The 18,394-nt window shown below is 49.7% G+C and carries 16 protein-coding genes; 6 read left to right on the plus strand and 10 right to left on the minus strand.

What is annotated here, in order from left to right; all coding sequences use genetic code 11:
- Positions 1-25: 25 nt before the first annotated feature.
- From yacG to nadC, 8 genes are all read right to left on the minus strand, one after another.
- Positions 26-223 (minus strand): DNA gyrase inhibitor YacG, encoded by a 198-nt coding sequence (gene yacG, locus F0316_RS02155; protein WP_000162865.1) that lies wholly within the window; start codon positions 221-223, stop codon positions 26-28.
- Between the two features lie 157 nt (positions 224-380).
- Positions 381-1,121, minus strand: a complete 741-nt coding sequence (zapD, locus tag F0316_RS02160; RefSeq protein WP_000207194.1) for a cell division protein ZapD — start codon at positions 1,119-1,121, stop codon at positions 381-383.
- Between the two features lie 31 nt (positions 1,122-1,152).
- Positions 1,153-1,761, minus strand: a complete 609-nt coding sequence (gene coaE / locus F0316_RS02165; protein ID WP_000011557.1) for a dephospho-CoA kinase — start codon at positions 1,759-1,761, stop codon at positions 1,153-1,155.
- Positions 1,758-2,633, minus strand: coding sequence for a prepilin peptidase (locus tag F0316_RS02170; protein ID WP_000418747.1), 876 nt, complete (start codon positions 2,631-2,633; stop codon positions 1,758-1,760). The genes coaE and F0316_RS02170 overlap by 4 nt, the downstream gene beginning before the upstream one ends.
- A 57-nt stretch (positions 2,634-2,690) precedes the next feature.
- Complete coding sequence (locus tag F0316_RS02175; RefSeq protein ID WP_119779472.1) at positions 2,691-3,917, minus strand: type II secretion system F family protein; 1,227 nt, start codon at positions 3,915-3,917, stop codon at positions 2,691-2,693.
- A gap of 42 nt (positions 3,918-3,959) precedes the next feature.
- Positions 3,960-5,648, minus strand: a complete 1,689-nt coding sequence (gene pilB, locus F0316_RS02180) for a type IV-A pilus assembly ATPase PilB (protein ID WP_149560167.1) — start codon at positions 5,646-5,648, stop codon at positions 3,960-3,962.
- Positions 5,649-5,654: 6 nt separating this feature from the next.
- The gene (locus tag F0316_RS02185; protein WP_000649339.1) at positions 5,655-6,077 is read right to left on the minus strand and encodes a pilin; all 423 of its coding nucleotides are present in this window, start codon (positions 6,075-6,077) and stop codon (positions 5,655-5,657) included.
- Positions 6,078-6,321: 244 nt separating this feature from the next.
- Positions 6,322-7,212, minus strand: coding sequence for a carboxylating nicotinate-nucleotide diphosphorylase (gene nadC, locus F0316_RS02190; RefSeq protein WP_000665267.1), 891 nt, complete (start codon positions 7,210-7,212; stop codon positions 6,322-6,324).
- Between the two features lie 297 nt (positions 7,213-7,509).
- Here nadC and ampD point away from each other — a divergent pair, with 297 nt between their 5' ends.
- A complete protein-coding gene (ampD, locus tag F0316_RS02195) occupies positions 7,510-8,055 on the plus strand; it encodes a 1,6-anhydro-N-acetylmuramyl-L-alanine amidase AmpD (RefSeq protein WP_000567318.1) in 546 nt (181 codons plus the stop codon).
- A gap of 294 nt (positions 8,056-8,349) precedes the next feature.
- Here ampD and fldB read toward each other — a convergent pair whose 3' ends face one another.
- Positions 8,350-8,868, minus strand: a complete 519-nt coding sequence (gene fldB / locus F0316_RS02200; protein WP_000690112.1) for a flavodoxin FldB — start codon at positions 8,866-8,868, stop codon at positions 8,350-8,352.
- A 137-nt stretch (positions 8,869-9,005) separates the two neighbouring features.
- Here fldB and xerD point away from each other — a divergent pair, with 137 nt between their 5' ends.
- The 3 genes from xerD to recJ are packed head-to-tail and all read left to right on the plus strand — an operon-like array spanning position 9,006 to position 12,481.
- On the plus strand, positions 9,006-9,914 hold the full coding sequence (gene xerD / locus F0316_RS02205) for a site-specific tyrosine recombinase XerD (RefSeq protein WP_001287472.1): 909 nt from the start codon (positions 9,006-9,008) through the stop codon (positions 9,912-9,914).
- Between the two features lie 16 nt (positions 9,915-9,930).
- Positions 9,931-10,683: a bifunctional protein-disulfide isomerase/oxidoreductase DsbC gene (gene dsbC / locus F0316_RS02210; RefSeq protein WP_000115049.1), complete on the plus strand. Its 753-nt coding sequence runs from the start codon at positions 9,931-9,933 to the stop codon at positions 10,681-10,683.
- 58 nt (positions 10,684-10,741) lie between these two features.
- A complete protein-coding gene (gene recJ, locus F0316_RS02215; RefSeq protein ID WP_000570151.1) occupies positions 10,742-12,481 on the plus strand; it encodes a single-stranded-DNA-specific exonuclease RecJ in 1,740 nt (579 codons plus the stop codon).
- A gap of 44 nt (positions 12,482-12,525) precedes the next feature.
- Here recJ and F0316_RS02220 read toward each other — a convergent pair whose 3' ends face one another.
- Positions 12,526-14,430, minus strand: a complete 1,905-nt coding sequence (locus F0316_RS02220; protein ID WP_000751244.1) for a bifunctional metallophosphatase/5'-nucleotidase — start codon at positions 14,428-14,430, stop codon at positions 12,526-12,528.
- A gap of 483 nt (positions 14,431-14,913) precedes the next feature.
- Between F0316_RS02220 and pdhR the strand changes: the two genes are divergently transcribed.
- Entirely contained in the window at positions 14,914-15,684 is a 771-nt protein-coding gene (pdhR, locus tag F0316_RS02230) for a pyruvate dehydrogenase complex transcriptional repressor PdhR (protein WP_000331318.1), read from the plus strand.
- A gap of 49 nt (positions 15,685-15,733) precedes the next feature.
- Entirely contained in the window at positions 15,734-18,394 is a 2,661-nt protein-coding gene (gene aceE / locus F0316_RS02235; RefSeq protein WP_001281964.1) for a pyruvate dehydrogenase (acetyl-transferring), homodimeric type, read from the plus strand.

Consider the following 18,394-nt stretch of genomic DNA (forward strand, 5'->3'; position numbering starts at 1 on the left):
CTTTCTTTACTCTCAACCCCGTGAACTAATACTGATCTTCTGACCAGCCATCGCTGTCGGACATATCCGGTGCGCCGGGAATGGCTTTCTCTTCATCTGCCCATTCGCCAAAATCAATCATTTGACACTGCTTACTGCAAAATGGACGGTGTGGGCTCTGCTCGCCCCATTCCACATCGGTGCCACATTGTGGGCATTTCACTATGGTGAGTTTTTTGGTCATAACGCAGTCCTATTGAAAAGCAGCCATGGCTTATCCCCTTAAAACCGGCAACGCCAAGTTGTGTGGGGATACTTTTCATCAAAGCCAAGCTGATAATGTATTTTTGGTTCGCAACATTGTTTCGAGAAAAAGTCGTTTCGAGAAAAGGTCGCGAGTTTTAGCAGCACACCGCCAAATCAAAGGCGATATCTTGAGTGCAGGCTTGCCCGCTGTGAAAATCGATAAACTTGATAGCAAAACGGTTTTTGTGCCCAGAAATCATCGGGTACACACCGTATTCGAGCGGAATCGCAAGGCGTAGGATATTGGCATCTTCCGCATCACTTTGGTAGAAACCGTTGCTTGCCATGCGTGAGCGGTAGTGGCCGGTTTCGCGAGTCAATTTAAGCCAGAGTTTGAGTGCATTCGAAAGCGGCGTCACGGTTTGCATCCACTGCTGGGCATCACGCATTTTGCGATCCAGCGGCAGATGCAGCCAGTAGTGCAGCGCTGGCAGATCAAAACAGCAGGAACCACCCGGTAAATTAAAGCGCTGACGAATCGCACTCAGGAAACGGTCTTCCTTGAGTGATTGGCCAAAACGCTCGGCACTCATCAGATCCCGATGAACTTCATCGACTTCGGCGAGCAGCGAGTTAAGCATCTCTTGATCTACGCCTTCTACATGGAGCCAACTGCGGTATGTTAAGCGCTGCTTTTCCATATCTTTAGCCAGTTCACTTTTCAGTTGGATCTGCTCAAAAATCTCCAGCATATCGAACAGTGAGCGGAAAAAGAGCTGATGTTGAATCCCATCACTGAAAGTGGACGCTCGCTCCATCTGATTGAGCAGCGCTTCGACACGCAGGTAGATGCGCGTTTTTTCATTGAGAGGGTGTTCAAACTGGTGCGTAGTCATTGGGCTAGCCTTGGATTCTTTGCGCTTATTCTCACAAATTTTGCCTGCTCATGGCTAGATACTTTTGGTGCAATAGTGTGATTTGAGGCAAAAGTTTCTGGTTTTCTGCGTCATTTTTGAGCACATCATCAGCAATCGCCAAACGCTGAGCGCGTGAGGCTTGCGCAGCAAGGATAGCCTCAGCTTGTTCGCGAGATACCTTATCGCGCGCCATGGTGCGCTCAATCTGTATTTTTTCATCCACATCGACCACTAACACGCGATCGGCCATGGTTTGCAGCTGGTTTTCGACCAACAGGGGCACAATCAACAGCGCATAAGGTGAGGTCGTTTGGGTAAGCGCGTTGCGCATACCTTGGCGGATCATCGGATGCAGCAGTTGGTTTAGCCACGCTTTTTCATTAGGGGCGGCAAAGATGCGTTCACGCAGCGCGGCGCGATTGAGTGAGCCATCAGGGTGCAAGATGGCTTGCCCAAAATGGGCAGCAATCGCTTTTAATCCTTCGGTTTCCGGTTTAACCACGTCACGTGCGATCACATCGGCATCGACCAGATCAATGCCAAACTGATCATGAAATAGATTGGCGACCGTGGTTTTGCCACTGGCGATGCCGCCGGTCAATGCTACGACAAAACTCATAACGGTTGTCCTACCCAAGTGGTGAAGTACCAATCAATTACCTTATCGCCCCACAGCAAGGCAAACCATCCCGCGATGGCGAGATAAGGGCCAAACGGAAAGGCCATATCGATACCTTTTTTCTGCTGGCGCAGTTGGATTAAACCGAAAATCACCCCAACCACCGATGAGAGCAGTACGATGACAGGCAACTGCTGCCAACCCAGCCAAGCGCCGAGAGCGGCGAGCAATTTGAAATCGCCATAACCCATGCCTTCTTTACCTGTCAGCAGTTTAAATAGCCAGTAAATCGACCACAGCGAGAGATAACCCGCCATGGCTCCGATCACCGCATCACTGAGTGAAACCGGAGAAAAGCCAAGCAGTGCCAGCGCAATACCGCCCCACAGTAAAGGTAGCGTTAATTGGTCGGGCAGCAACAGGGTATCGAAGTCGATGAAGGTCGCCGCAATCAATACATAGCTGAAAAACAGCAGCGCCACGGCAAACACCCCGAACGGAAAGTGAGTAGCAATCACTAAGCTCATGAGGGCAGTGAGTAGCTCAATCAAGGGATAACGAGCGCTGATCGGCGCTTTACAGTGTGAGCATTGACCGCGCAGCGCCAGCCAACTCAGTAGCGGGATATTATCAATGACGCGAATCGGCGTTTGGCAGTGTGGGCAAGTGGAACGCGGCAAACTGAGGGTCAGTTTACCCTCTGGTGGCGTGATGCCATATTCAGGAAAACTCGCCGCACATTCCGCGCGCCATTCACGCTCCATGATTTTGGGTAAGCGATAGATCACCACATTGAGAAAGCTGCCGACAATCAAGCCAAACAGCGTGGCGAGCACCGGAAACAGCCAAGGGTAGAAGTAAAACAGTTCCATTCTCTTGCTCTAAGCGAAATGAGGGCGCGCTCAATGGGCACGCCGTTTGTCGCCATACTAACCCAATACACTCATTAAGTTAAAGATAGGTAAGTACATCGCCACCACTAAGCCGCCCACGACTGTCCCAAGAAAGACGATGATCAGTGGTTCAAGAATCTTGCCCAAGTTATCGACCGTGTTATCGACTTCAAATTCATAGATGGTCGCGACCTTGTTGAGCATGTCATCTAATTGACCAGACTCTTCACCGATCATCACCATTTGCAGCACCATTTCGGGAAAAGCTTCGGTATTGCGCATGGCAATGTACATCGGCATACCCGCAGCGGTATCGCGGTACACCTCATTAATCGCGGTTTCAAAGTGCACATTGCCGGAGGTTTTGGCCGTGGTTTTTAAACTGGCGAGGATCGGGATCCCCGCAGCAAAGCTGGTGGCGAGGGTGCGGCTGAATTTGGCGATGGACGCTTTGGCGAGTACATTGCCAATAATCGGAAATTTCAGCCCCAAGCGACTGGTTTTCAAACGGATCTGGAAGGAGTTTTTACGCAGCGCTTTCAAGCCAAAAATGGTTGCTGCGATGGCGATAAATGCCCATAAACTGTAAGCCTGCACCCAGTGTGAGAGTTTCAGCACTTGCTGCGTAAACCAAGGCAGTTCAGCACCAAAGCCTTTAAACATGCTTTCAAATTCTGGGATGACCATGGTGAGCATTAAGTAGGAAACTCCGAGCGCGACCAACACTACCATACTCGGGTAGATGAGCGCTTTGATCACCTTGGCGCGTAGCTGCTCGCTTTTCTCGCGGTAGGTGGCCAAACGCTCAAACACCTCAGGTAAGTTACCGGACATCTCTCCGGTTTCGACTAAGTCGACATACAAGGTATCAAAATGGGCGCTGGCGGTGCGCATCGCCTTGGAAAGCGGCGTGCCCGCTTCCACGCTTTTGGTGATTTGCGCCAGAATCGATTTCATCTCAGCTTTACGGTGATTATCGCCCACCAACTTGAGGGCTTGCACAATCGGTACGCCCGTGGTGAGCATGGTCGCCAACTGCCGAGTCAAAATCGTGATGTCTTTGCTTTTCACGCGATGGGTTAGGCGCGCCAATAAAGAGACACTGCCTTTTTTCAGTTTTTTGATCTGAATATGCTGATCTTTGAGCTTATCGCGCACCTCGATTTCGGAGATGGCGAGCATCTGGCCGGAAACTTTTTTGCCGTTGCTGTTGATGCCTTTCCAGCGATAATTTTTCAGAGGTAAGGTTTGGGTCGCTTTCATATTGAGGCTCGTGCTGACAGGTTAGGTTATCGAATAAAACAGTTAAAAATAGAGCACACGCTGCAGCTCGGCAAAGCTGGTGATGCCTTCGCGCAGCTTTTCAAGGCCGGACTCTTGCAACGTTTGCATGCCATTGGCTTTGGCTAAACGTTCAATTTGATGAATGCTGGCGCGTTGCATAATGGCCTCCGCCAGCTCGGTATTAAACGCCATCACTTCATAGATCCCAACGCGCCCTGAATAGCCGCCCGTACACTCGTTACACCCCGCCGCATTGGCTTCATACAAGATTTCATTGGGCTGAAACGCAAATTGGCTTTGCAATAGGGCAGAAGGGCGCACCGCGATTTTGCAATGTTTACATAGGCGGCGCGCGAGGCGTTGGGCGATGATTAAACTGAGTGATGACGCAAGGTTAAACGGCTCCACCCCCATATTGGCTAAACGAATTACGGTTTCAGCGGCTGAGTTGGTGTGCAGGGTGGAAAGCACCAAGTGACCGGTTTGTGCGGCTTTTACCGCGATTTCTGCAGTTTCCAGATCGCGTATTTCGCCGACCATCACTACATCAGGGTCTTGGCGCAGAAACGAGCGTAGCGCTTCGGCAAAGCCAAAGCCGATTTTCGGCTGCACTTGCACTTGGTTAATCCCAGAGAGGTTAATTTCCACCGGATCTTCCGCGGTGGAGATATTGATCTGTGACGTGTTAAGAATGCGCAGCCCAGTATAGAGCGAAACGGTTTTGCCGCTGCCGGTGGGGCCGGTCATCAAAATCATCCCTTGCGGTCTTTTGAGGGCGTTGAGATAGAGCTGCTTTTGCTGCGGGTTATAGCCGAGCTTATCAATATCCAGATTAGCGGCGCTGCTATCGAGCAGACGCAGCACGATTTTTTCTCCCCATAAAGTGGGAAGCGTGGATACACGCATATCAATGGCGGTATCGCGGCTTAGGCGCAGTTTAATCCGGCCATCTTGTGGCAAGCGGCGCTCGGCAATATCTAATTTGGAGAGAATTTTAATCCGCGCGGCTAAACGGCGGCTTAAATGGCTAGCCGGTTGCTGAGTTTCGACCAAGATCCCATCGCAGCGCAGGCGGATCCGATACTGGTTTTCATACGGCTCAAAATGAATATCCGAGGCACCTTTACGTACCGCATCGAGCAGCACTTGGTTGATAAAGCGACTGACGGGGGATTCATCTTGGCTGAGATCTTCAATAGATTGCAGCTCGTCATCACTGACTTTAACCAGATTGGCGAGCTCATCTTGGCTGATCTCTTTCCCTTGGTTGGCAGCGCCTTGAATCGAGCGGCCATACAAACGGCGAATCGCCGCTTGCAGCGCGCGGTGATCGGCCAGTGCCAGTTCAACTTGTAATCCTGTGGCAAAACGAAACTCTTCTTCGGCTTGCAGTAAGGTCGGGTCAGAGACGGCGAGCAGCAATAAATTGCCTTGCTTGGCAATCGGCAAGGCATCGTAGCGGGTAATCAGTTCACGCAGCCCAAGCTGTTGGCACAGGGGGGCGTAGTCGTAGCGGCTAAGGTCGGTTTCCGGCAAGCCGAAAATATGGCTCAGTTGTTCGGTGAGTTCTTGGGGGGAGAAAATCCCTAAACCAAGCAGCGCCTCGGGCACCGACGTCCCCGAGGCGCTAACCTGCGTAACCACCGCTTGTTCTTGCGTTGCGCTGATTAACTCAGCCTGACGCAAGATAGCAACAAGGTTGGTGAGCATTGGTTATTATTGGCAACCATCAATAGCCGGAACATTTGTAGTTTTCGCACATTTCCATCCAGTATCTTCTCTAGTGAAAGTCAAAGTATCATTACTTGTCATAGAGCTATTAGCACCAAATTCAAACTTAAGTGTTGGCTTGGAACTTACGAGCTCAGATGTGATAATGCCGAGGTTATTTGCACCACTTAATGATCCTAAATCTGTTGAAAGATTAGCTGCGGCCGTTATTCCTTTTTCTTGATAGAAAAGTTCAGCTGGGGTGATCAATGCTCTTAATGTTGCTAAAGCAGAAGCAGCCTCCGATTTTTTTACATAATCTTTATAAGCCGGAATTGCGACAGCAGCCAACACACCAATAATCGCCACCACAATCATCAATTCAATTAAGGTAAAACCTTGCTGTTGTTTGTTTTTATACGCTTTCATAATTCCCTCCGTAGGTGTTTGCGTATTAAGCGCAGTGAGCATATGCCTTGCTACCCAAGGGGGGAATCGAGTCGCGAGCGCTCTTCGAGTGAGTTAGGGTTTTAACCTATTGATTTGCAGCGTGAATACAAAAAACCGCGAGTGACTTAAAAGCTTATGCTGTGAAATGGGTGGGTAGAAAGAAAAACAGGAGACTTGAAGTCTCCTGTTAACTGTTTGAAATGTTTGAAGTTAGTCTCAAGTGTTACGACTTAAAACGCATCGACAGATCAAGGGCTTTGAGGTGTTTGGTCAGTGCGCCGACTGAGATGTAATCCACACCCGTCTCGGCACACTCTTTGAGATTATCCAGCGTGATATTGCCGGAGTTCTCCAGCGCGGCACGCCCGGCGTTAATCTTTACTGCTTCACGCATCATCTCAAGACTAAAGTTATCGAGCATAATGATGTCGGCACCGGCGCTGATCGCCTCTTCCAATTCGGCCAAGGTTTCGGTTTCCACTTCCACCGGTTTGCCGGGATTGAGCTGTTTCGCTGTGCTAATTGCCTGACGGATCCCGCCACAAGCAATAATGTGGTTTTCTTTAATGAGGTAAGCATCAAACACGCCGATACGGTGGTTATAACCGCCGCCGCAAGCCACAGCGTATTTCAGTGCGCTGCGCAGGCCGGGAATGGTTTTGCGGGTATCGAGCAATCGACACTGGGTGCCTTTGAGCTCTTGCACATAACGCGCCGTAGCCGTGGCGCAACCGGAAAGGGTTTGGATAAAGTTCATCGCGTTGCGCTCACCGGTGAGCAGAATACGCGCAGGCCCAGTTAAGGTACACAAGGTTTGGTTGGGCGTAAGCGTTTCACCATCTTGCACATGCCATTCAATGCTCACTTGGCCGCCGAGCTGCTTAAACACTTCATCCGCCCACAACTGGCCGCAAAACACCCCCGCTTCACGAGTGATGATGGTCGCGGTGCTGATGCGATCGGCTGGAATCAGGCTTGCGGTAATGTCGGCCGCAGGGTCAAGTATGCCACCTAAATCTTCCTTTAGGGTGTCGATCACGCTGCGGGTAATATCGGCAGGCAGTTGCTGTTTCAGGTACGCAAGGCGATCCTGACTGTTGTGAGTCTCTTTCATCGCAAGTCGAATGTCCGTGTTATTTGCTGTGTTAAACCAAACCGCGCCATGATACTGGCTGGCGCGTAGAAATTCAGCTTCTAATCTCGTAATTTGTTATGTGTAAGGTAGAATCGGGCGCAGGTTATCCTCTTCCTACTTGAAGCTGCAGCGGTGTTGGCTACGTTCGTTCACCCCAATCACAGAGTTTTCCTATGCTCATGGGGACTTACTTGCCGCCTAGCTGCAACTCCAAGTCGTTTGGGGATAGGTTGGGAGTCACTCTCCATCGACAAGATATCAAAGCAAGGAGTAAGGATGATTGATAGTCAAGGCTGGTACCGCCTCGCCAGAAAAGTACCTTCTCCACATTGTGATGTGCGCCATGATAGTGAGGATATTTCGCTACTGGTGGTGCACAACATCAGCTTGCCCCCCGGCCAGTTTGGCGGCCCGTACATTGAGCAGTTTTTTCTGGGCGAGCTGGATGCCAATCAACATTCGTTTTTTAAGGTGATCGCCAAGATGCGCGTCTCGGCGCACTGCGTGATCCGCCGTGATGGTGAGGTGGTGCAGTTTGTGCCGTTTCATCTGCGCGCGTGGCATGCGGGTGTTTCCTCTTTTGCAGGCCGAGCCAAGTGTAATGATTACTCGATTGGTATTGAGCTGGAGGGGAGTGATTTTGTGCCGTATACCGATGCGCAATATCAGGCGCTGACTGAGCTGACCCAAGCCTTGATGGTGCGCTACCCGCACATCACGTTGCCGCGCATTACTGGACATCAATATATTGCGCCGCTGCGTAAAACCGACCCCGGTTTGGTGTTTGACTGGCGGCGTTTTCGGGCTGGGTTGAAGTCATAGGTTTTAGTTGGTGCGGAATACCCCCTCCCAGCCTCCCCCTAGAAGGGGTAGGAGCAAAGGTTGCAGCTCTAGAAGGGGATGAGCCAAAAACTGTTCCCTCCCCTTTTAGGGGAGGGTTAGGGTGGGGTATTTAGCGCTCGCGGTGCTTAAGTTGCTGTGTTTTGCTTGGTTTGGTGTGAAATACCCCCTCCCGATCTCCCCCTATAAGGGGGAGGGGTAAGGGTGGTGCTTGGTTGAGTTCCCTCCCCTTTTAGGGGAGGGCTAGGGTTGGGTATTTAGCGCTCACGGAGGCGCTTAAATCGCGTCGTGATACTCGGTCAGCACTTGCTCGACCCAAGTCGCGATGCGTTCGTCACTCAAGTCATATTGTGAATCTTCATCGAGCGCGAGGCCGACAAAATGGCTGCCATCTTCAGTCAAAGCCTTGGAGGCTTCAAAGTGGTAGCCTTGATTCGGCCAGTAGCCAAGCAGGTTAGCTCCGCTCTTCTTGATCTGGTCGTGCAGCAGCCCCATCGCATCCAGATACCATTCGCCATAGCCTTCTTGATCGCCTAAGCCGAACAACGCGACGTACTTGTTTTTTAGCGACACGCCACCGATGTGATCCCATACCGCACTCCAGTCCTCTTGGATTTCACCAAAATCCCATGTTGAAATGCCCAGCAGTAAAAGATCGTAATCACTCATTAAAGTGAGAGGCGATTCTTTTACGTTGTGGATATCCACCAGTTCTTCACCCAGTATGGCGCGAATTTTCTCCGCGGTCATTTCGGTGTAACAGGTGCTTGAGCCATAAAATAGACCAATCTTCATCAATAATTTGTATCTGTCTGCGAAGGAATGGCAAATTCTAACCATAAAAATGATCGGAATGCAGCCAATATCCTGCATCCTGCGTATTTTTATGCTATTAAACGCCCAGTAAAAAGAGAGCTAGAGCTGAGGATAGAGTGAGCGAAGCCTTATCTCCCGACCAAGGGTTGGTGGAACAATTTTTAGATACCATGTGGTTTGAGCGCGGTTTGGCAGAAAATACCGTGGCGTCTTATCGTAATGACTTGAGTAAGCTATTAGAGTGGATGGCCCAGAACCAGTATCGGCTCGATTTTATTAGCTTTGCTGGTTTGCAGGAGTATCAAAGCTGGCTGTCGGAGCAAAATTACAAACCGACCTCGAAAGCGCGCATGTTGTCGGCGATTCGTCGCCTGTTTCAATATCTGCATCGGGAAAAGGTGCGCGCTGATGATCCGAGTGCGCTGTTGGTGAGCCCGAAACTGCCAACGCGCTTACCAAAAGATTTGAGCGAAGCGCAAGTTGAAGCTTTGCTGAGTGCGCCAGATCCGCAAAGTCCACTTGAGCTGCGTGATAAAGCCATGTTGGAATTGCTGTATGCTACGGGACTGCGTGTGACAGAGCTGGTCTCACTGACCATGGAAAACATGAGCTTGCGCCAAGGTGTGGTGCGAGTCATGGGCAAGGGCGGTAAAGAGCGTTTGGTGCCTATGGGCGAAAATGCCATTGAATGGATTGAAACTTTTTTGCAGCAGGGACGGTCTTTACTGCTGGGGGAGCAGACGTCGGATATCGTTTTCCCCAGTAGCCGCGGTCAGCAGATGACCCGGCAAACCTTCTGGCATCGCATTAAACACTATGCGGTTATTGCAGGAATTGATGTGGAAAAACTCTCGCCGCACGTATTGCGCCATGCGTTTGCCACTCACTTGCTCAATTATGGGGCCGATCTGCGCGTGGTGCAGATGTTGCTTGGGCATAGTGATTTATCCACGACACAAATTTATACTCATGTCGCCACTGAGCGGCTTAAACAACTCCACAACGAGCACCATCCAAGGGCTTGAAAATAAGGTGATTTTCATGAGCGTACTGCGCCGACTAACATGGCTGGCATTTCCTTTACTGAGTATGGCATTCAACGTACAAGCGAACACAGCACCAGCACAATTGAATAAAGCCGAGCTTGAGCAGCGCTTTGCCAAACTCGGATTGCAAGTGGAAGAGATCAAACCGTCTGATATCAATGGTTTGCTTGAAGTGCAAACGTCTGGCGGTGTGTTGTTCTCTTCGCCTGATGGTGAGCACTTTATCGCGGGTACTCTATATGCGCTGGATGGTAATGGCGGTTATGTTGATGTGCTGGCTAAACGCCAAGCGCCACTCAACGCCAAGAAAATTGCCGCATTGCAAGACAGCATGATTGAGTTTAAAGCGCCCAATGAGAAATACGCGATCACCGTATTTACCGATATCACGTGTGGTTACTGTGTGCGTCTGCACAGTCAGATCAAAGAGTACAATGATCTCGGCATTACGGTGCGCTATCTCGCCTACCCGCGTCAGGGGCCGCAAGGTCAAGTCGCGGATCAAATGGCGGCCATCTGGTGTTCTAACGATCCGAAAGCGGCGATGCACGATGCGAAAGTGAATCGTAAAACCATTACCGCCGATAAAGATATCGCCCAATGCCAAAAGACCATCGCGCAGCACTATATGCTGGGTCACGAGCTCGGCATTAGCGGTACTCCAGCGATTTTCTTACCCAATGGTGAGATGGTTGGCGGCTATTTGCCTGCGCCACAATTGCTGCAACGCCTGCAAGCCACACAATAGTTTTTCATTTTCGACTAATTAAGGAAACAGGCCAGAGGCAACTTTGGCCTGTCACAGCATGATAGAAATCCAGCGACGCCCCGAACCTGATCTCTCACTTCTCCCCGACCACATCGACCCACTATTACGTCGGCTTTACCTGAGCCGTGGTGTAAGCAACGTGGCACAACTTGAAAAAGCCGCCAAAGCGCTGCACTCATTCAAACAGTTACATGGTATTGATCGTGCGGTTGAGTTGCTGTTCGCGGCGATTGCTGAGCAAAAACGCATCATAGTCGTCGGTGATTTTGATGCCGATGGCGCAACCAGTTCGGCACTTTCCGTGCTCGCGCTGCGTATGCTCGGTAGTCGTAATGTCGATTACTTAGTGCCAAACCGTTTTGAAGATGGTTATGGTCTGAGCCCTGAAGTAGTTGATCAAGCGATTGAGCGTGGCGCAGAGATGATCATGACCGTGGATAACGGCGTTTCATCACTGGAAGGGGTGCGTTACGCCAAACAGAAAGGGCTGCAAGTGGTGGTCACCGATCATCACTTACCGGGACAAGAACTCCCTGAAGTCGATGCCATGGTAAACCCGAACTTGCAGCAGTGCGCTTTTCCTTCTAAAGCGCTGGCTGGGGTAGGGGTTGCTTTCTATTTGATGATGGCACTTTGCGTGCACATGCGTCAGCAAGGTTGGTTTGCAGCGCAAGGCATGGCTGAACCGAAATTGATGGAACTGATCGATTTAGTGGCTCTCGGTACGGTCGCCGATGTAGTGCCGCTTGATGACAACAACCGTATCTTGGTGCACCAAGGTTTGCAGCGTATTCGTGCGGGTTTAGCGCGTCCCGGTATTCAAGCTCTGATTGAAGTCGCCAAACGGGATGCGCGCCGTTTGGTCGCCGCTGATTTTGGCTTTGCGCTTGGGCCGCGGATTAACGCCGCAGGGCGTTTGGATGATATGTCGTTCGGCGTTGAACTTTTGCTGTGTAACAACATTCACGCTGCGCGGCGTATGGCGAGTGAACTGGACAGTCTCAATCAAACCCGAAAAGAGATTGAAGAGGGGATGAAGCAAGAGGCTGTCGCATTTTGTGAGCGCTTGCAACTGAGCGATGATCGCGAGCTGCCTTACGGTTTAGTGCTGTTTCAGCGCGATTGGCACCAAGGGGTGATCGGTATTCTCGCTTCGCGCATCAAAGAGAAATACCACCGACCCGTGATTGCGTTTGCCGAAGGTGGTGATGGCAAGCTAAAAGGTTCGTGCCGCTCGGTTCCCGGTCTGCATATGCGTGATGCTCTAGATAAAATTGATACGCAAAATCCGGGCATCATCCTCAAATTTGGTGGTCACGCGATGGCGGCTGGATTAACCATTGAAGAGCAAAATTTTGAACGTTTTTGCCGATTGTTTGACCAGCTAGTGCGTGAAGAGCTGGATGAAGCAGCACTCAAAGGCATCATCCTCAGCGATGGTGAACTGAAACCGGAAGAGTTTTCGCTGCATACCGCCGAATTACTGCGTGCTGGTGGCCCATGGGGGCAAGCGTTTCCTGAACCCCTGTTTGATGGCGAATTTAAAGTGCTGCACCAAAAACTGGTCGGCGAAAAACACCTCAAACTGATGCTTGAACCGCTGTATAAAGGCTTTCCAACCAATGTGATGATCGACGGGATTGCGTTTAATGTCGACCTACGTCGTTGGCCGGATGCCTCAGTCAAAACGGTACGTTTGGCGTACAAACTCGACATCAACGAGTTTCGCGGTAATCAATCATTGCAACTCATGATTGATCATCTGGAAGCGAAATGATTGAAAACAACGCCCTCTCTCATAAAAAGAGGGCGTTTTCGTTATTAAGGATTAAGTGCTTCCAACAAAATCAGTTCACGTTTTAGCGTGGTTTTTTCATTCTCTGGCGCACTTTCTAGGCGCGATAGGCGCTGCGTAATCGCCGCGTTTTTCGCTTCTGAGTTTTTCAAAATCAGGTCTTGGACATTAATTGATTCAATATTGGTGTAACGGCCATCAGCGCTGGCAGGGACATCCATTTTTCCACTATTAATCAGCTCTTTAACGATCTCCCGTTCCTTCTCAAATCCTTCTAAACCAGACAATTTCCAGCGTTGCATCGGTTTACCTTCATACTTACCTTGCTTTTGCTCGGTGAGGTATCGAATGGTGAGGTTGCGAATCGTGCCTTGTTCTTCTCCGTATTCAGCTTCAGTGTCAAACAGCACTGGGAATTGTTGTCCTTCCAGTACGCCGCCTTTCTTAGTGAGATGTCCCATACGGTAGCTATTCATGCCTAGACGAATTTCACTGTTGTCCTTTACTGGTGTGCCATCTGCAAATTTTAAGTCGGTAATACGTTCACCTGCTGGTTGAGTCAGATCGATGGTGTAAGTGACTCCCGCAAAAAAATCGTTAGTGGAGTATTTTGACGCACGACGTTCAGGGTTAAAGCTGTAAGTGACGTCACCGGGCTTGACGGAGTTGAAGTAGCCTGCCGACCATTCCATATATTGTTTCAACTCTTTGCCTGTCATTTGGTAAACCGTAATTTCACCGCCAGCATATTGGTAGTTGTAGGCGATGTCTTTGGCTTTGATCGAGCCAACGTCTAACTTGGCATTGTCGTTATCAATTTGTAGCGCAATCACATTGGCTTTGGGCGCATAGAAAAAGCTGGCTTCTTGGAATAGAGCACTGATGCCTGTGTCTTGCACATGCACTTGTGGGATGCCACGAATTTCGTTTTCTGGCACCAAGTTCACCCCACTCAGTTGGGCAATTTCGCGGTTCGCCATTTCACGTAAGCGTTTATGGTAAGGCTCGTAGAGCGACTCCATTTTGCTGTCAGAGGTAATGTCTTTGATTTTGTAGGTCAGACTATCTTTATTGATGAGAGTGAACTTGCCATTTTGCTCTTCAAATTGCAGGTCGATACGCGATAGCGCACGGCCGTATTTGTCAGGCTCGGTAATGATCACGCCATTCACCACGGCTTTATCAATCAGCGTATGCATGTGACCTGCTACAATCGCATCGAGCTCAGGGTTGCCGTTAGCTATGTCAGTAACACCGGTATTGGTGATGTCGTTTTCATTCTCAATCCCCATGTGTGCCACTAATACAATCGCATCTACCTGCGGATCAATTTGTTTGATGATCTTTTGCACTTCGAGAGTTGGGTTAGTGAAGGTCATGCCTTCGAGCCGATTTGTCCCTTCAGCAAACACTTGGGTCATTGGAGTATCCATACCGATCACCCCAATCTTGATGCCACCACGTTCAATAATGGTGTAACCGGGTAGGAAAGGATTACCATCAGGACGTTGGATGTTACCCGCCAGAGAGCGCCCTTTAAATTGAGTTAAGGAGCGATTAAGGACTTTGAGACCAAAGTCGAACTCATGATTACCGAGAACCCAAACGTCGTACTTCATTTCGTTGAAGCCCAGCATCATCGGATCAATCGCTTCATCTTTGAAGGTTTCAACAAAGTTGCCCTGAATGGTGTCGCCCGCATCAACCAAAATTACGTTAGGTTGCTCTTGGCGGATGGTTTTCACCTTGGTGGCAATTTGGCTCAAGCTGCCACTTAGATTGAGTTTATCCGCAGAGTAATCCCAAGGCATGAAATGGCCGTGCAGATCTGAAGTACCCAAAATGGTGACATTATGGATATCTCCATTGGCGGCCAAGGCCGGAAAAGCAAAGGAGAGCGCGATAGCGCTGGTTAAGATTGTTTTTTTCATTGTCAGTCACGTTATCAGTTAAAACCCCATGCATACTAACTAATTGAATAATAACTAAACGTGATTGGTGTTGGTAAAACAATGAAATAGCCTAATAGTTTGCATTGAGTTGTGAGATTTGAGCAACTTTATAGCGACGAAGATGATCCTATGTCCTCCTTCTCAACTGGATTTAGCGCCTCGCTAAAAAATCAGAAATATTTATCTTGCTAAAAAATCTTCATTTTTCTTCAAAATCAGCAGTGTACTGACACTTCTAGCCCATCAAGTCCCCATCTGTATATGAGTTGTAATTGGTCTGACCAATATTTTTGCTGTTTTAATCAACTATTGTTGCTGGATTGTTAGAGCGTGAGCGGTTCTATGATTTAGGTCAATTTTCGGCTGGACACTGGCGTTTTAATTATGTTAATTTCTGCACCAACTTAAAATTGGTATTACCAATTGCCAGCAAGAAGAATAAGAGTAGAAGAACAATAAATTATGGCTTATCAAAGGATCCGTCAGCCAAAGCTCTCCGATGTGATTGAACAAGAACTGGAGAGACTGATAGTGGAAGGAACACTCTCACCCGGTCAGCAACTTCCTCCGGAACGCGAACTGGCCAAACAGTTTGAAGTGTCTCGCCCCTCGATCAGAGAAGCCATACAACGCTTGGAAGCCAAACGCTTGCTTACCCGCCGTCAAGGTGGCGGTACATTCGTTAGTGACCGAATTTGGCAGAGCTTTTCTGATCCTCTGCTAAATTTATTGTCTAGCCACTCCGAAACTCAACTGGATCTGCTGGAAGCGCGTCATGCGCTGGAAGGTATTTGCGCCTATTTTGCGGCGTTGCGTGGTACCGAAGAAGATTTTGCTCGTATTCAGCACTGTGTCACGCGTATCGCGGAGGCTCAGGCATTGAATAATGTGGATGAAGAAGCAGAGCGGGTGATGGCCTTTTTGATTGCCATTACTGAAGCGGCGCACAACGTTGTGTTACTGCACATCGTACGCAGCCTGAGTCCACTGCTTGAGCAGAATATTCGTCAGAATTTTAAACTCTTACATCGCCGCCCTGAAGCGGTAGAGAAAGTAAGCAAACACCGGGCTAACATTGTGGATGCGATTGTTTCGGGTCAGCCGGAAAAGGCACGTGAAATGTCCCATTCTCACTTAGCTTATATCGAAGAAACGTTGTTGGATTTGACTCGTGAACAGACTCGCCGTGAGCGATCTCTGCGTCGAATTCAACAAGGTAATGAGCCGCAATAGCGGCCATTGCGATTCAACTTAAATCCAACCAACAGAAGGATAGATCGCCATGTCTGACATGAAGCATGACGTAGATGCACTGGAAACTCAGGAGTGGCTTGCTGCCCTTGAATCCGTTGTCCGTGAAGAAGGCGTAGAGCGTGCGCAGTACCTGCTTGAACAAGTACTGGAAAAAGCGCGTTTGGATGGGGTAGACATGCCAACAGGCGTGACCACCAACTACATCAACACGATTCCTGCGGCGCAGGAGCCTGCTTACCCAGGTGACACCACGATCGAACGTCGTATCCGTTCAATCATTCGCTGGAACGCGATCATGATCGTGCTGCGTGCATCGAAGAAAGATCTGGAACTGGGTGGCCACATGGCTTCTTTCCAATCTTCCGCTGCTTTCTACGAAACCTGTTTCAACCACTTCTTCCGTGCTCCAAACGAGAAAGACGGTGGCGACTTGGTTTACTATCAAGGTCACATCTCTCCAGGGATCTACGCGCGTGCTTTCGTTGAAGGCCGTTTGACCGAAGAGCAACTGGACAACTTCCGTCAGGAAGTGGATGGCAAAGGTCTTCCTTCTTACCCACACCCGAAATTGATGCCTGAATTCTGGCAATTCCCAACCGTATCTATGGGTCTGGGTCCAATTTCTGCGATTTATCAAGCTCGTTTCCTGAAGTATCTGAATGGTCGTGGCCTGAAAGACACCACGGCACAGCGCGTATACGCCTTCCTTGGTGATGGTGAGATGGACGAGCCAGAATCACGCGGCGCGATCTCTTTTGCTGCGCGTGAGAAGCTGGATAACCTATGCTTCCTGATCAACTGTAACCTGCAACGTCTGGACGGCCCTGTTATGGGTAACGGCAAGATCATCCAAGAACTGGAAGGTCTGTTCCGTGGCGCAGGCTGGAACGTTGTGAAAGTGATCTGGGGTAATGGCTGGGACAAACTACTGGCGAAAGATACCACAGGTAAACTGCTGCAACTGATGAACGAAACCATCGACGGCGACTACCAAACGTTCAAAGCGAAAGATGGCGCTTACGTTCGTGAGCACTTCTTCGGTAAGTACCCAGAGACTGCAGCACTGGTTGCTGACATGACTGACGATGAGATCTTCGCTCTGAAACGCGGTGGTCACGAATCATCTAAACTGTACGCGGCGTTCAAGAACGCTCAAGACACCAAAGGTCGTCCAACCGTTATCCTAGCGAAAACCGTTAAAGGTTACGGCATGGGTGATGCGGCAGAAGGTAAGAACATTGCGCACCAAGTGAAGAAGATGGATATGACCCATGTTCTGGCGATGCGTAACCGTCTAGGCCTGCAAGATCTGATCTCTGATGAAGAAGTGAAGAACCTGCCGTACCTGAAACTGGAAGAAGGCTCAAAAGAGTTTGAATACCTGCACGCTCGTCGTAAAGCGCTGCACGGTTACACGCCTCAGCGTCTACCTAACTTCACGGGTGAGTTAGTGATCCCTGCGCTGGAAGAGTTCAAGCCACTGCTGGAAGAGCAGAGTCGCGAGATTTCTTCAACTATGGCGTATGTACGTACTCTGAACATCCTGCTGAAAGATAAGAACATTGGTCAAAACATCGTTCCTATCATCGCGGACGAAGCGCGTACGTTCGGTATGGAAGGTCTGTTCCGTCAAATCGGTATCTACAACCCGCACGGTCAGAACTACACTCCACAAGATCGCGATATCGTTTCTTACTACAAAGAAGCGACGTCAGGTCAGGTACTGCAAGAAGGTATCAACGAGCTGGGTGCCATGTCATCTTGGGTTGCGGCGGCAACGTCATACAGCACCAACAACCTGCCGATGATCCCGTTCTACATCTACTACTCTATGTTCGGTTTCCAACGTGTTGGCGACATGGCGTGGATGGCGGGTGACCAACAAGCGCGTGGCTTCCTACTGGGTGCTACTGCAGGTCGTACCACGCTGAACGGTGAAGGTCTACAGCACGAAGATGGTCACTCGCACATTCTGGCGGGCACAATACCAAACTGTATCTCTTACGATCCAACCTTCGCTTACGAAGTTGCGGTAATCCTGCAAGACGGTATCCGTCGCATGTACGGTGAGCAAGAGAACGTGTTCTACTACCTGACACTGATGAACGAAAGCTACGCTCACCCAGCAATGCCTGCTGGCGCTGAAGAAGGTATCCGTAAAGGTATCTACAAGCTAGAAACGCACGCTGGTAACAAAGCAAAAGTTCAACTGATGAGCTCAGGCACCATCATGAACGAAGTACGTAAAGCGGCACAAATTCTGAGTGAAGAGTACGGCGTAGCGTCTGACGTTTACTCTGTGACTTCATTCAACGAGCTGGCGCGTGATGGTCAAGCGTGTGATCGTTTCAACATGCTGCACCCAGAAGCAGAAGTGAAAGTACCTTACATCGCACAAGTGATGGGGACTGAGCCTGCTATCGCAGCGACTGACTACATGAAGAACTACGCGGATCAAGTACGTGCGTTCATTCCTGCACAGTCTTACAAAGTGCTGGGTACGGATGGTTTCGGCCGCTCAGACAGCCGTGAAAACCTACGTCGTCACTTTGAAGTGAATGCTGGCTACGTGGTAGTTGCAGCGCTGAATGAACTGGCAAAACGGGGTGAGGTTGAGAAGTCTGTGGTTGCAGCAGCAATCAAGAAATTCGACATCGACACTGAAAAAACCAACCCGCTGTACGCTTAA

Source organism: Vibrio cholerae (assembly GCF_008369605.1).
GTDB classification, from domain to species: Bacteria; Pseudomonadota; Gammaproteobacteria; order Enterobacterales; family Vibrionaceae; genus Vibrio; species Vibrio cholerae.

Excerpts from the sequence above, each read along its gene's own strand:
- yacG (WP_000162865.1), bottom strand. The coding sequence starts at position 223 with ATGACCAAAAAACTCACCATAGTGAAATGCCCACAATGTGGCACCGAT.
- zapD (WP_000207194.1), bottom strand. The coding sequence starts at position 1,121 with ATGACTACGCACCAGTTTGAACACCCTCTCAATGAAAAAACGCGCATC.
- coaE (WP_000011557.1), bottom strand. The coding sequence starts at position 1,761 with ATGAGTTTTGTCGTAGCATTGACCGGCGGCATCGCCAGTGGCAAAACC.
- F0316_RS02170 (WP_000418747.1), bottom strand. The coding sequence starts at position 2,633 with ATGGAACTGTTTTACTTCTACCCTTGGCTGTTTCCGGTGCTCGCCACG.
- F0316_RS02175 (WP_119779472.1), bottom strand. The coding sequence starts at position 3,917 with ATGAAAGCGACCCAAACCTTACCTCTGAAAAATTATCGCTGGAAAGGC.
- pilB (WP_149560167.1), bottom strand. The coding sequence starts at position 5,648 with ATGCTCACCAACCTTGTTGCTATCTTGCGTCAGGCTGAGTTAATCAGC.
- F0316_RS02185 (WP_000649339.1), bottom strand. The coding sequence starts at position 6,077 with ATGAAAGCGTATAAAAACAAACAACAGCAAGGTTTTACCTTAATTGAA.
- nadC (WP_000665267.1), bottom strand. The coding sequence starts at position 7,212 with ATGAAAGAGACTCACAACAGTCAGGATCGCCTTGCGTACCTGAAACAG.
- ampD (WP_000567318.1), top strand. The coding sequence starts at position 7,510 with ATGATTGATAGTCAAGGCTGGTACCGCCTCGCCAGAAAAGTACCTTCT.
- fldB (WP_000690112.1), bottom strand. The coding sequence starts at position 8,868 with ATGAAGATTGGTCTATTTTATGGCTCAAGCACCTGTTACACCGAAATG.
- dsbC (WP_000115049.1), top strand. The coding sequence starts at position 9,931 with ATGAGCGTACTGCGCCGACTAACATGGCTGGCATTTCCTTTACTGAGT.
- recJ (WP_000570151.1), top strand. The coding sequence starts at position 10,742 with ATGATAGAAATCCAGCGACGCCCCGAACCTGATCTCTCACTTCTCCCC.
- F0316_RS02220 (WP_000751244.1), bottom strand. The coding sequence starts at position 14,430 with ATGAAAAAAACAATCTTAACCAGCGCTATCGCGCTCTCCTTTGCTTTT.
- pdhR (WP_000331318.1), top strand. The coding sequence starts at position 14,914 with ATGGCTTATCAAAGGATCCGTCAGCCAAAGCTCTCCGATGTGATTGAA.
- aceE (WP_001281964.1), top strand. The coding sequence starts at position 15,734 with ATGTCTGACATGAAGCATGACGTAGATGCACTGGAAACTCAGGAGTGG.